Below are 13,232 nucleotides of genomic sequence, written 5' to 3'. Positions count from 1 at the left end.
CGCGGCGGCAGACAGTAGCAACCTTGGCCGGACACCGCCCCCGACTTTCGGCACGGGCGTTCTGCGCAGCCGTTCCGCGCAGGTCAGGCAGGCGGAAAGCAGGCTTGTTCTGGACACTCCGGGGCGGTCGGCCCGACAATCGGTCCTGTGACGTCCTCCTTCGAGTTCCACACGTATCCCGCGCGGGTCTCCGACGCCCAGCGCGACCGTGTTCTCGGTGTGCTCAGAGAAGGCGCGGCCCAGGGCAAGCTGTCCCATGACACGTTCATGCGGCGCATGGAACTGGCCCTGTCCGCCCACCGCTCGGAGGAGCTGGAGGCACTCACCGCCGACCTGCGGACCGAAGGCCGCTGGACACGCGGGCTGTTCCAGGCGGTGGGCGCGGTCTCCGGGTTCCCCGCCCGGGTGCGCAGGGCCTGGCAGGCCGAGCGGCTGCCGAAACTGCTGCTGCCCACGCCCACCCCGTACCCCGTGCTCATCGGCCGCGATCCGGCGAACGGGCTGCGTCTCACCCACGAGACGGTCTCGCGGATGCACGCCGAACTCACGGTCCAGGGCGGCCGATGGATCCTGCGCGATCTCGGCTCGACGAACGGCACGTGTGTGAACGGGCAGCGGGTGACCGGGGCGGTGTCGGTGCGCGACGGGGACCAGGTGAGCTTCGGCCGGATCACCTTCCGGCTCTCCGCGCCCGTACTCAAGCCGCCCGAGTCCCCCGGGATTCCCGGGCCTCCGGTCTGACGCCGACGGGGGCAGCCGCGGATCAGGCCTGTTGGTGGAGGCCGCGTCCGGCGAGGGTCTGCCGTAAACCACTTCCACTCCCACGTGGGTCAGGTGTCCCTCCACGCCTTGTAGTTGCGGGAGACGATGTCGTCCCGGGTGGCGACCAGCGCCGACCAGTCCACCGAGTCCAGGGTCGCCTTCACCCCCCACCGCTCGCACGCTTCCGCGATGCCGTCGACGAGCTCCGCGGCGTGCAGCATCGCCCTGCTGGGGATGCAGCCGCGGTGCAGACACGTACCGCCGACCTTGTCGCGTTCGGCGAGGAGCACCTTCAGCCCGAGGGAGGCGGCCCGTAGAGAGGGGGAGTGGCCACCGGTGCCGTCGCCGATCACCAGTCCGTCAAAGCGGAACAAGCCCACTCGTCAACGCTGCCAATTACGCGGTCGACCTGGGGAAGCTGCGCGAAAACCCGATCACGGCCGCATCGGCTCTGCTTCCACCGGACTCGGCCGTCGGTCGGCCTGTCCACCTTCGACGGCGGGCGACGGACGGCTCTTCTTCAGCGAGCAGGGCTCGGTCGTCCCGTCATCGACCTACTACTGGGTCTGGCAGGAGGCCCGACAGCCAAGACAGTCACCGCCGAAATCCTTGGTGAAGGGACCGCACGGACGTCCGCACCCTCCACGCCGCCCACCGCACCCTGTGTTCGAACTCCTCGGCCGCCCCGTACGACCATGCGCCCTTCTGCCCCGCAACTGAGCACGAGGCGGATTACCCATCCGCTGGCTCACGCCGTCGTTTCGGTTCGGTGACGGGGCGGGACTGGCTTGGTGAGGGGCCCGTACGTTGTATCGGCATGAGACCCCGTATCGCCGTGATCGGCAGCGGCCCCGCCGGCCTTACCTTCGCCCGCGTCCTGCACCGTCATGGTCACCCTGTCACCGTCCTCGAACGCGATCCCGCCCGCGACGCCCGTCCCGCGGGCGGCACGCTGGGACCTGCACGAGGGGCTGGGCCAGCTGGCGCTGGAGAAGGCGGGGGTGCTGGCGGAGTTCCAGGCGCTGTCCCGTCCGGAGGGGCAGGCCATGCGCATCCTGGACGCGGATGGGACCGTCCTCCGCGACTGGCAACCTCGTCCGGGTGACCGGGCCAATCCCGAGATCGACCGCGGGCAACTCCGTGACCTGTTGCTCGGGCCTCTGGACGTTCAGTGGGGGCGGGTCGTGACGGAGGTAGTGCCGGAGAGCAGGGATGGCGTGCTGGTCCATTTCGCGGACGGGCGACAGGAGACGTTCGACCTCGTGATCGGCGCGGACGGTGCCTGGTCCCGGGTCCGCCCGGCGGTCTCGTCCGCGACGCCGCAGTACACCGGCGTCACCTTGGTCGAGACCTCCCTGAACGACGTCGACACCCGCCACCCCGACCTCGCCCGGCTGGTCGGCGACGGTTCCGTGGCTGTGTACGGCGTGAACCGCGCGCTCGTCGCCCAGCGCAACAGCGGCGGCCACGTCAAGGTATACGCCCAGTTCCGCGTGCCGCTGGACTGGCACACGATCCCGGACCGGCATAAGGGCCTGAACCAGCGCGCGGGCCTGGGCCTGGCCGACGTCGAGGCCGTGCGATCAAGCCTGCTGGCTCTGTTCGACGGCTGGGCCACTCCCCTCCTCGACCTCCTCCGCCACGGCACAGCTTTCGTCCACCGCCCCCTCTACGCCCTTCCCGTGTCCCACACCTGGGCCCACGTCTCCGGGGTGACGCTACTGGGCGACGCCGCCCACCTGATGCCCCCGTTGGGGGTGGGCGCGAACCTCGCGATGCTGGAAGGCGCCGAACTCGCCGAGTCCATCGCCGCCGCCCCCGGCCCGGGAGATCTGGACGAGGCCGTCCGCGCCTTCGAGGAACAGATGTGGGCACGGGCCGGCAGGTGGGCGAACATCACGATGGCTGGTCTGGAACGCCTCGTGAGCCCGGACCCCTCCGAAGCCCTCGCCCTCTTCGACGAGGTCCAGCCTTCCTGACTGCCAAGCGCGAGAGCATGGCCCAGTCCGCCGGTCCCTCGCCCCCGGACTATCCCGGCGCGAATGAATGAGTTACTTCTGGTCCCCCAAGCACCCCGCCTGGCACCGATCGACCGGACCTGCCGAGCGCGGGCCCGACCTGGGGTTGCCTTCGTGGTGAGCGACCTGGCCCAGGCCGGTCCCAAGAACGCCGGTAGCGGCTGCCGGCCGGCGGTGTTTCGGCGGTCACAGCCGGACCATGTACGCACCCGGCGACCACAGCCGGTGATCACTACAGGTCTCCGATCGCACCCGCTTCCACGAAGCTGACGACGCAACGACGGATGTGATCAAGGAACTGCGGCAGGTCGTCGGCGACCTTGTCGAACTCCGCAACATCCAGGGAGGCAGACCGGGACCGGTGGCAATCGCCGTCCCCCAGCGTCCTGAACGTCGTCAACAGCCGGATCGTCGACAACACGCCCAACAACTGCCGGCCGGTCGGGTCGGTCCCCGGCTGTACGTCCTGACCGCGGAGCGCGGCATGTCAATGAGTAGGTCTCGCCTGTGGGAACGGGCTACGCCTGCTGCTCTTCGGTTCCGCAGGGAGAGTGGGCGTGCCAGAGCCTTCGCACCGGCACCCGGCCCGTCCAACGGGTCCTGGCCGGGACGACCCGCATGCGGTCGTGACGGTGACGAGGCTGGATTGGGTTAGAGAATCTGCTCGGCCCAGACCGTCTTGCCGTCGGGGGAGTAGCGGACGCCCCAGTTCTGCGCGAGTTGGGCGACGATGAAAAGGCCGCGCCCGCCTTCGTCGATGGTCTTGGCGTGGCGCAACCGCGGCGCGAGGGGATTGCCGTCGTGGACCTCGCAGGTGAGTGTGCGGTCTTTGATGAGCTGCAGCCGCAGAGGCGGGGTGCCGTAGCGGACGGCGTTGGTGACCAGTTCGCTGACGATCATTTCGGTGGTGTAGGCGGTTTCCTCGTCTACTCCCCAAAGGGTGAGCTGGTGTTGGGCGTGGGTGCGCGCCGTGGAGACGGCTTTGGGGTGTTGGTCGAGATGCCACGTGGCGACCTGGTCGGCGGGGAGTGTGTGGGTGCGGGCGAGGAGCAGGATGACGTCGCCGTGGGGGGTGTCGGTCCGCAGCTGGTAGAGCACGTCATCGCATAGATCCTGCAGTGGCCGGTCAGGGTGGGCCAGCACCCGTTGGAGGGTATCCGGGGACGGGGAGGTGTGCAGGAGGGATGCGGTGTAGAAGGCGAGGACGCTGCCGTCGGCGACGGAGATCGTGGTGGCGGCGAAGGGGGGTCCCTCGGGACTGCCGAGAGGGGGTCCGCTCGGCAGGTGGGGGATCTCGGTCCTCCCGTCGGGATGGGCGATGACGGGTGGGGGGTGGCCGGCCAGGGCGATGGTGCAGGTCTGGGCGAGCGGGTCGTAGACCGCGTACGCGCAGCTTGCCGTGAGTGGCTGCCGGTGCATGGGGTCTCCGGTCGGCAGAGCTGCGCGTTCCTGGGCCAGTTTTATGGTGGTGTCGTTGAGGCGTGCGAGGAGTTCGTCGGGTTCCAGGTCGAGTGTGGCCAGGGAGTGGTGGGCGGTCCGTAGCTGTCCCATGGTGGTGGCCGCGTGGATGCCTTGGCTGGCGCATTCGCCGACCACCAGTGCGGTGCGGGCGCCGGACAGGGCGAAGGTGTCGTACCCGCTGCCTCCGCCCGCCTGGGAAGGCACGTGCAGGTGCGCCGTTTCCACCGTGGTCCGCGACGCCGGGCGGGGAGGCAACAGATGGCGCTGGACTGTCGAGGCGATGGTGTGTTCGCGGGTGTAGCGGCGGGCGTTGTCGATGCACAACGCGGTGTGAGCGGCCAGTGCGAGGGCGAGGGTGACATCGTCCTCGTCGTAGAGGTCGCTCCGGTCAGTGCGGTAGAGGCTCATCAGGCCGAGCACGGTTCCACGCAGCGTCAGGGGTGTAGTGATCAGGCTGTGGGTACCGGATGCGCGGATCGCCTCGGCGCGCGGCGGGACGGCTGCCAGCCAGGGCGTGTCGGGTCCCAGGGCGATGAGGCGGGGCTTGAGGTCGGCCAGCGTCTGGGCGTAAGGCGTCGGGCACGGCAGAGCGCGCACGTCACCCACCGGATGTGCCTGAATCTGCTCCTTGCCGCCGCTGTGGCCGAAGGCGGCACGGCGCAGCGGCACCTCCCGTCCCAGAGGGCTCGGCGGAGGGTCTTCGCCGCGTATCACGGCGTCCACCACTTCCACCACGGCGATGTCGGCGAGGTCGGGCACCACCGCCTGCACCAGTTCCTCGCAGGTGGCCACCACGTCGAGGGTCTGTCCTACGTGCTCGCGCACCGAGCCGAGGACGCGCAGGCGGGCGCGTACCTTTTCGCGTTCGGTGACATCGAGCATCTCCGCCAGCACCCCCCAGATCCTCCCGTGCGAGTCCTCCAGGCGAGATGCCGAGACGGAGAACAGGTACTCCGGCCCCGGCGCGCGCTTCGGACGCACCCCCACCAGTCGCCCCCGTACGGGCGCGCCGCTCTCCAGCACGCCGTGCAGCATCGCCTCGACCTCTCCGGGTGCGGAAAGGTCGTATTCGTCGGTGATGTGTCGGCCTGTGATCTGTTCAGGGGGCGCTTCGTGCAGAACCGGCCGGGTGAAGTGGATTCGTAGGATTCGCAGCTCCGTGTCCAAGATCAGCAGGCCTGTAGGGGACTGGTCGAACAGAGCTTCCAGCACTGCAGCACCCTCGACGGGCGAGATGGCTTCGTTGTGCGCCACGGCAACACACCTCCACCATCCAGCCTGCTCCTTGTCTCGCTCCCTCGCTTCGCGAGACGTGTCGCACGTCAGGGCTCTGGGTGGCCGGCCTGCCTGCTCGGCTCGGGCCGTCATCCGAGTGTGTCGGAGGTGTGTCGCGAACACCGAGAGACAACGAGAAAGAGCGGGACCCAGTGAGACTGAATCCCGCTCTCTCATGTCGGCATTCGCCCTGGTCAGAGCAGATTTTTGCTGGCTGACCGGCGAGTGCCCCCGGCAGGATTCGAACCTGCGCACACGGCTCCGGAGGGAGTGAGCGGTGAGTCTGCGGCAGACGGAGTACTTCGGTGGCCGCTCCCCGCCCCTGCTCTCACCCGAATGGCCGCACCGCCACTGCAGTGAGTGCGCCGCGATGGTCCCCTGAATTCATCCGCGCCGTACCGCGGCGCACCGATCCAGGGGGTGCGGATGCCGGCTGATGCCCCCGACGGTATACCCGTGCCCACGCCTGTGCCCGCGCCCCTGCCCGCAGCAGGCCTCGGCCGCCGCGTCGCCCGGCCCGGCACCGGCCCGAGCCTCCTCGCCCCCGGCGCCGCGCACGATCCGTACCGGCTCTACCGCGTGCTGCGCGAGGAGTACCCGCTCAGCTACGACGCCCCCCTCGGCGCCTGGCTGCTCAGCCGGCACGCCGATGTGGCCACCGCCCTCACCGACCCGCGGTTCACCGGCTTCCCGCACGACGGGGCGCCCCGCGGCGGACCCGCGCCGCGCGGGCTCTGCCACGGCAGTCGGCTCTGCCTGCCCCGGCCGCAGGACATCGCGCGGGCGGCAGCGACCGCGCCCCGTCACCTCACCGAGCGCGTCGAGCGGACCGCCTACGTCCTCGCCCGCCGCATAGCCGGGCGGCAACAGGCGGACCTCGTCCAGGAGTTCTGCCGCTGGTTGCCCGTCGGCGCCGGTGCGTACCCGGATCCGGGCGGGCTGCCCCATAGCGCCGCCACCGCCCCCTGCGCCCGGCAGACCGGCCTCCGCGCAACCGCGCTCGCCTCGTTCCTCGCCAATCTGCTGGACGCCCCCGACCTCCTGGCCGCCCTGCGCGTCGAACCCGCTCTCGCCCACCGCGCCTGGACCGAATCGCTGCGTCGCGACCCTCCCGTGCAGGTCGTGCTGCGCCGCACCGTCGCCGAGGTCCGGGTCAGCGGCGGCACCCTCCCCGCCGGTGCGCCCGTCGCCTGCCTGATCGGCGCGGCGGGCCGCGATCCGGAGCGGTACGCCTCACCCGACCTCTTCGACCCCTTCCGCCGCGACCAGGGCACGTCCACCGCAGGACCGGAGTCCTGCCCGGCCGTTCCGCTCGGCCGACTGGAGGCCGAGCAGGGGCTGGGCGCCCTGCTCGACGCCATGCCCCGGCTGCGCTGGGCGGACGGGTTCCGACCGGCCGGCACCGGCCTGATCACCCGCGGTCCGCGGACCCTTCTCGTCCGACCCGGCTGAGCAGTGCCGCCGGCCGCTCGGCGAACAGCTCGGCCACCGCGACGGCACCCCCGGAGAACTCCCGGCCCGGCGTGAGCAGATCGGTCCACGTACCGTCGTCCGGCAGCGTCAGCTCCGTCCCGCGCCAGCCGCCCGCCCCGGCCAGCCGCAGCGACAGCCGGGTCACCGCCGTGACCACCTCGCCCGAGCGGCAGAAGGCGAGACAGTGCGCGGCCGCCGGCCCCTGCGCGGTCAGCGGGGTGTACGTCCCCGATGCGCCGAAGAGCTCCGGCCGCTCGCGCCGCAGCCGGAGCGCCGCCACCGTGAGCGCGGCCTTCTCACCGACGGGCCCGTCCTCGGGCGGCCGCCGGAACGGCTGCCGGTTGTCCGGATCGACCAGCGCGGCGTACTCCTGCTCCGTCCCCTGGTACAGGTCCGGCACCCCCGGCATCGTCAGCTGCACCAGCGCCGCGCCGGCGATGTTGGCCTGCGCGAACGGTTCGAGCGCGGCCGCGAACCGCTCCAGCACCGCCCGCGCCGGTCCGGTTCCGGCGGCCGGCCCCGCCGCGACGAAATCCGTCACCGCCCGCTCGTACACCGGATCGGGCTCGGTCCAGCTGGTGAACAGGCCCGCCTCCCGAACCGCCTTCAGCAGTGCGGATGCGAGCCGCCCCGCCCTCTCCGCGGCCGGCAGCCCCGCGCAGCCGAACGCCGTCTGCCAGGCCTGCCAGGCCAGCTGTGGATCGGGTGCGGCTGCCGTCGGGGCGACCTGCCCCAGCTCCGCCAGCAGCTCCGACCACTGCTCCGGGCACTCCGACAGCACCGCGATCCGGGCCCGCACATCCGCACTGCGCTTGGTGTCATGGGTCGTCAGCGCCGTGCCGGTGGCGGGCCAGTCGCGCGCCAGCCGGGCACAGAACGCATGGAACTCCTCCGGGGCCACCGCCGGGGACCCGGGATCACCGCCCACCTCGGTCGCCGAGATCAGCGGTGCGTACCGGTAGAACGCCGTGTCCTCGACCGACTTGGCCCGCAGCGCGGAGGCGGTCTGTGCGAACCGGGCACAGAACGCCGCCCGGTCCGGCCCGTCACCGAGCCGCCCGAGCGCCAGCTCACGCACCACATCGACGGCCGTCGCCTCCTGTGGCACGGAGAACACCGCCCTCGCCTCCCGTACGGCCATGTCCGGCAGCGTCGCCTCCGCCGCCGCCGTGCAGGGCCCGCCCGCCGTGACGTACGGACGGTAGACCGGAACCCGGACGAGCAGTTCGCGCACGGCGGTGCGCAGCGCCCAGGGGGCGTGGTCGCGCAGCGCGGGGTCCTCGGCGCAGATGCGTACGGCGAGCCTGGTCAGGTGTTCGGTCTCGGCGGCCAGTTCATGCGTCACCACCCGGTACGCGGCCCGGCGGACCGTCGCCGCCCAGTAGCCACCGCGGTCCCCGGCCGGACTCGCGAACTCCCGGTACCTGCCGAGCAGCTCGGCGGCGCCCACCGGGTCGGTGAACAGCCCGCCGACCCGGTGCAGCGCGTCGTACCCGGTCGTCCCGGCGACGGCCCAGCCCGCCGGCAGCGGCTCGTTGCCGGTGAGGATCTTCTCCACGACCGTCCACCGCCCGCCGGTCGCCTCGCCGAGCCGCTCCAGATAGGAGGCAGGGTCGGCGAGTCCGTCCGGATGGTCGATGCGCAGCCCGTCGACCACACCGTCCCGGATCAGTTCGAGGATCTTGTCGTGGGTGGCGGCGAAGACCTCGGGGTCCTCGACCCGCACCCCGATGAGGTCGGAGATGGTGAAGAACCGCCGGTAGTTCAGCTCGGTACGGGCCAGCCGCCACCAGCCGAGCCGGTAGTGCTGGGCATCCAGCAGCTTCGTCAGCGGCAGACCGGCGGTGCCGGCCCGGAGCGGGAACTCCTGCTCGCCGTAGCGCAGCACCTCCCCGTCGACCCGGAACCGGTCCCTCTCGTCGCCGATCCGGCCGCCGAGCACCGGCAGCAGGACCCTGCCGCCGCCCGCCGCCCAGTCGATGTCGAACCAGCGGGCGTACGGGGACCCGGGGCCCTCGCGCAGGACCTCCCACAGCGCGCGGTTGTGCCGGGGGACAGCGGCCATATGGTTCGGCACGATGTCCAGCACCAGCCCGAGCCCGTGCTCCCGCGCCGTGCGCGCCAGCTGCCGCAGCCCCTCCTCACCGCCGAGCTCGGCCCGGACGCGGCTGTGGTCGACGACGTCATAACCGTGTGTGGATCCGGGCACGGCTTCGAGAACCGGGGACAGATGCAGATGGGAGACGCCGAGCGCGGCGAGGTACGGCACCGCGTGCCCGGCGGCCGAGAACGGGAAGTCGGGCTGGAGCTGAAGCCGGTACGTGGCGGTGGGCGTCATACGAACGTACGTACCCAGCCTGACGCCGACTGTGACACTGCACCCGCCCTATCCATCCGGACGAGCGGTCACCACAGACGGCCGGGCACTCCTGCCAATGCTGCCCCTAGGCCGGGCGCTGCAGCACCGCCATGCTCCGCCCCACCAACGTCACCCGCTCACCCGCCGCCACCTTCGGCCCCGCCCCCGGCCGTACCCCGTCCGGGCTGGCCGTGTCGACCACGATCGACCACTGCCGCCCATGGTTCACCGGAACGGCGAACTCCAGCGTGTCGGCGCTCGCGTTGAACATCAGCAGGAACGAGTCGTCGGAGATCCGCTCACCGCGCGGCCCCGGCTCGGAGATCGCGTGTCCGTTCAGAAAGACCGTCAGCGCCTTGGCGTGCGCCGCCTGCCAGTCCCGCTGTGTCATCTCACTGCCCTCGGGCGTGAACCAGGCGATGTCGGACAGCTCGTCGTGCGTGCCCTCCACCGGCCGCCCGTGGAAGAACCGGCGGCGCCGGAAGACCGGGTGGTCGCGACGGAGCCAGACCATCGCCCGGGTGAACTCCAGGAGACTGCTGGCGGAGACGGAGCCCGCCCCGCCGTCGTCCTCGGTCCCGTCCCCCTCCTCGTCCTGGGCACCGGCCTTGCGCGCCTCCGGCCAGTGCACCCACGACAGCTCGCTGTCCTGGCAGTACGCGTTGTTGTTGCCGCACTGGGTGCGGGCGAACTCGTCGCCGTGACTCAGCATCGGCACCCCCTGCGACACCATCAGTGTGGCGACGAAGTTCCGCATCTGCCGCTCGCGCAGCTCCAGCACCTCCGGCTGGTCCGTCTCGCCCTCCACACCGCAGTTCCACGACCGGTTGTGGCTCTCGCCGTCCCGGTTGCCCTCGCCGTTCGCGTCGTTGTGCTTGTCGTTGTACGAGACCAGGTCGTGCAGCGTGAACCCGTCGTGGCAGGTGGTGAAGTTGATCGAGGCGAGCGGCCGCCGGCCGTCGTCCTGGTAGAGGTCCGAGGAGCCGGTCAGCCGCCCCGCGAATTCGGCGAGGGTCCGCGGCTCGCCGCGCCACAGGTCGCGCACGGTGTCCCGGTACTTGCCGTTCCACTCGGTCCACAACGGCGGGAAGTTCCCCACCTGGTAGCCGCCCTCGCCCACATCCCACGGCTCGGCGATCAGCTTCACCTGGCTGACCACCGGGTCCTGCTGCACCAGGTCGAAGAACGACGACAGCCGGTCCACCTCGTGGAACTGCCGGGCCAACGTGGCCGCCAGATCGAAGCGGAAACCGTCCACATGCATCTCGGTCACCCAGTACCGCAGCGAGTCCATGATCAGCTGGAGCACGTGCGGCGACCGCATCAGCAGCGAGTTGCCGGTGCCTGTGGTGTCCATGTAGTACCGCTGGTCGTCCGCGAGCCGGTAGTACGAGGCGTTGTCCAGTCCCCGGAACGAGAGTGTCGGCCCCAGATGGTTGCCCTCCGCCGTGTGGTTGTAGACGACGTCGAGGATGACCTCGATGCCCGCCTGATGCAGCGCCCGTACCGCCTGCTTGAACTCGCTCACCTGTTCACCGCGGTCGCCGCGGGAGGCGTACGCGTTGTGCGGGGCGAAGAAGCCGATGGTGTTGTAGCCCCAGTAGTTGGCGAGCCCCGCGTCCGCCAGCCGGTGGTCCTGGACGAACTGGTGCACCGGCATCAGCTCGATCGCAGTGACACCGAGCTCCGTCAGATGTGCGATGACCTCCGGGTGGGCCAGCGCCGCATAGGTGCCGCGCAGCTCCTTCGGCAGCCCCGGATGGAGCATCGTCAGGCCCTTCACATGGGCCTCGTAGATCACCGTGCGGTGGTAGTCCGTACGGGGTCGCCGGTCGTCGCCCCAGTCGAAGTACGGGTTGACCACCACCGACGTCATGGTGTGCGGCGCCGAGTCGAGATCGTTGCGCGCGTCGGGGCGGCCGAACGGATAGCCGTACACCGCCTCACCCCACCGGATCTGTCCGGAGACCGCCCGCGCGTACGGATCGAGCAGCAGCTTCGCCGAGTTGCAGCGGGCTCCGCGCTGCGGCTCGTACGGCCCGTGCACCCGGAACCCGTACCGCTGACCGGGCATCACCCCGGGCAGATAGGCATGGCGGACGAAGGCATCGGTCTCTCTCAGCTCCACCGCCGTCTCGGAACCGTCGTCGTGCAGCAGGCACAACTCGATTCTGTTGGCGGCCTCCGAGAAGACCGCGAAGTTGGTGCCGACGCCGTCGTACGTGGCACCGAGGGGATACGCCTGTCCCGGCCAGACCTGCATAGATATGACTCTTCCACTTCTGATCCGGGTGCTGGGGGCACTTGGGACCGACCCGGCCAGATCCTCCCCGAAAGAGTGCCCCGCGCCTAGGACGTCGCCCGGTCCTGTCAACATCGGTCCTCTCCATGTCGCCCGGAACCGGAATCCGAGAACCTGACCGGGGCACACGTCCGGTATGCGGCACCTGACAGGGTGCCCAACCGCTATGAATCCGCTCACTCCGGCTGATCTCGGCGCCGGGAACGGGCTTTACGCATGGGAGAGTTGAGAAAGGAGCCTGTGCATCCGGCTGCACCGGCTCCCGCTCCCGGAGTACCCTTCCTTGATCATTGGTGGGGGAGCGGAAGGCGGTGCGCGGGTGAGCTCGGGAGGGTTCGAGCTGCCCCCAGGTGACCCAGGTCACGAGGGGGAATCCGTCGACGCCCGGCCAGGGGCGGTATCGCTCGCGCAGCCCATGGAGATCGGCGCCGAACTGGACTGGGGCGCGGACGCGTGGAGCGAGGTCCGGACCCGGGCCCAGCGCGCCGGGCGGGCCTACATCTGGCTGAATCTCGTGGAACAGCGGCTGCGCGCCGTGGTCGCCGCGGTGCTGCGGCCCATCTACGAGCCGGTGCACGGCGACGAATGGGTGGTCGCCGCCGCGGGGCCCGCCGGGCAGGAATGGGTGCAGCGCGCCGTCGCGGTGCGCGAGGTCTCCCGCCGCAAGGGCTATCTGCTCGACCCGGCCGACGACAATGTGCTCAGCTTCCTCACGCTCCCGCAGCTGCGGGAGCTGATGATCCAGCACTGGCCGTGCTTCGAGCCGTACTTCGACGACCGACGCGAGGTCGAGCTGGCGCTCGACGAGCTGGAGGTCGCCCGCAATGTGGTCTCCCGCAACCGCGCACTGAACGAAGCGGTCCTCGCCCAGGCCGAGCGGGCCTCGGCGCGGCTCCTGGAGATCCTCGGGAGCGGCGCCGCGGTCCCGTCCGCCGACCGGCTCCCGGTCGACGCCGTCGAGGAACTGGTCGGCGACCGATACGCGGATGTGGTCTCCGTCCACTCGGACCGGGTCCGGCTGCAGCGCCAGCTCCCCGCCGAGGACCTCTTCGGCGGCTCGCGCCGCCTCGACGCAATCGGCATAGGCCTCAATCTGCTGGTGCAGAACTTCTCGGGCCGCAGGCTCGTCCGGCTGGCCGAATCGGGCTGCCGGATCCGGCTGCTCTTCATCAACCCGGCGAGCAGCGCGGTCAAGCGCCGCGAGCGCGAACTGGGCCTCAAGAAGGGCGAGCTGAGCCGGTCCGTGGAGATGAACATCCTCCATATGCGGCGGGTCCGCTCCAAGCTCCGCGATCCGGGCGCCTTCGAGATCCATGTCTTCGACGAGACGCCGCGCTTCACGGCCTATCTGGTGGACGGCGACGGGGCGGACGCGGTGGGCGTCGTCCAGCCGTATCTGCGGCGCGCACGCGGCATGGAGGCGCCGGTGCTGGTGCTGCGGGGCGGAGGCCGGGCGGTGGTCCGGGCGGGGCAGGACAACGAGCACGGGCTGTTCGAGACGTACCGCGAGGAGTTCGAGTCCGTGTGGACGGACTCCCGCCCCGTCTCCTGAGCCAACCGCCCGAGACCGTTGTCAGTGGCG

The 13,232-nt window shown here is 70.8% G+C and carries 7 protein-coding genes and 2 pseudogenes; 4 read left to right on the top strand and 5 right to left on the bottom strand.

The genetic code is table 11. From position 1 onward, the window contains the following. Positions 1 to 147 precede the first annotated feature (147 nt). A complete protein-coding gene (locus ABZV38_RS10205) occupies positions 148 to 741 on the top strand; it encodes a DUF1707 and FHA domain-containing protein (protein ID WP_356326324.1) in 594 nt (197 codons plus the stop codon). A gap of 60 nt (positions 742 to 801) precedes the next feature. Here ABZV38_RS10205 and ABZV38_RS10200 read toward each other — a convergent pair. Then, positions 802 to 1,142 (bottom strand): annotated as a pseudogene (locus tag ABZV38_RS10200) (FAD-dependent oxidoreductase); the annotation flags it as partial. 437 nt (positions 1,143 to 1,579) lie between these two features. On the opposite strand from ABZV38_RS10200, the pseudogene ABZV38_RS10195 reads away from it, so the two are divergent. Further along, positions 1,580 to 2,741, top strand: a pseudogene (locus ABZV38_RS10195) (NAD(P)/FAD-dependent oxidoreductase). A gap of 271 nt (positions 2,742 to 3,012) precedes the next feature. On the opposite strand, the gene ABZV38_RS10190 reads toward ABZV38_RS10195, so the two are convergent. After that, positions 3,013 to 3,180, bottom strand: coding sequence for a hypothetical protein (locus ABZV38_RS10190; protein WP_356326323.1), 168 nt, complete (start codon positions 3,178 to 3,180; stop codon positions 3,013 to 3,015). Between the two features lie 251 nt (positions 3,181 to 3,431). Beyond that, positions 3,432 to 5,495, bottom strand: a complete 2,064-nt coding sequence (locus tag ABZV38_RS10185) for a SpoIIE family protein phosphatase (RefSeq protein ID WP_356326322.1) — start codon at positions 5,493 to 5,495, stop codon at positions 3,432 to 3,434. A gap of 447 nt (positions 5,496 to 5,942) precedes the next feature. Between ABZV38_RS10185 and ABZV38_RS10180 the strand changes: the two genes are divergently transcribed. Further along, positions 5,943 to 6,968 carry a cytochrome P450 gene (locus ABZV38_RS10180; RefSeq protein WP_356326320.1) on the top strand — a complete coding sequence of 342 codons (1,026 nt, stop codon included), beginning with the start codon at positions 5,943 to 5,945 and terminating at the stop codon, positions 6,966 to 6,968. Here the strand turns inward: ABZV38_RS10180 and treY are convergent. Both treY and glgX read right to left on the bottom strand, forming a co-directional pair. Continuing rightward, complete coding sequence (treY, locus tag ABZV38_RS10175; protein ID WP_356326319.1) at positions 6,928 to 9,327, bottom strand: malto-oligosyltrehalose synthase; 2,400 nt, start codon at positions 9,325 to 9,327, stop codon at positions 6,928 to 6,930. The genes ABZV38_RS10180 and treY overlap by 41 nt on opposite strands. A 106-nt stretch (positions 9,328 to 9,433) precedes the next feature. After that, positions 9,434 to 11,611 (bottom strand): glycogen debranching protein GlgX, encoded by a 2,178-nt coding sequence (gene glgX, locus ABZV38_RS10170; protein WP_356326318.1) that lies wholly within the window; start codon positions 11,609 to 11,611, stop codon positions 9,434 to 9,436. Between the two features lie 358 nt (positions 11,612 to 11,969). On the opposite strand from glgX, the gene ABZV38_RS10165 reads away from it, so the two are divergent. Further along, on the top strand, positions 11,970 to 13,202 hold the full coding sequence (locus tag ABZV38_RS10165; protein ID WP_356326317.1) for an SAV2148 family HEPN domain-containing protein: 1,233 nt from the start codon (positions 11,970 to 11,972) through the stop codon (positions 13,200 to 13,202). Positions 13,203 to 13,232 lie beyond the last annotated feature (30 nt).

Source organism: Streptomyces sp. NPDC005181, assembly GCF_040608395.1.
Lineage (GTDB): Bacteria > Actinomycetota > Actinomycetes > Streptomycetales > Streptomycetaceae > Streptomyces.
Note: the sequence above shows the minus strand (reverse complement) of the source record. Positions and strands in the feature narration are given on the sequence as shown.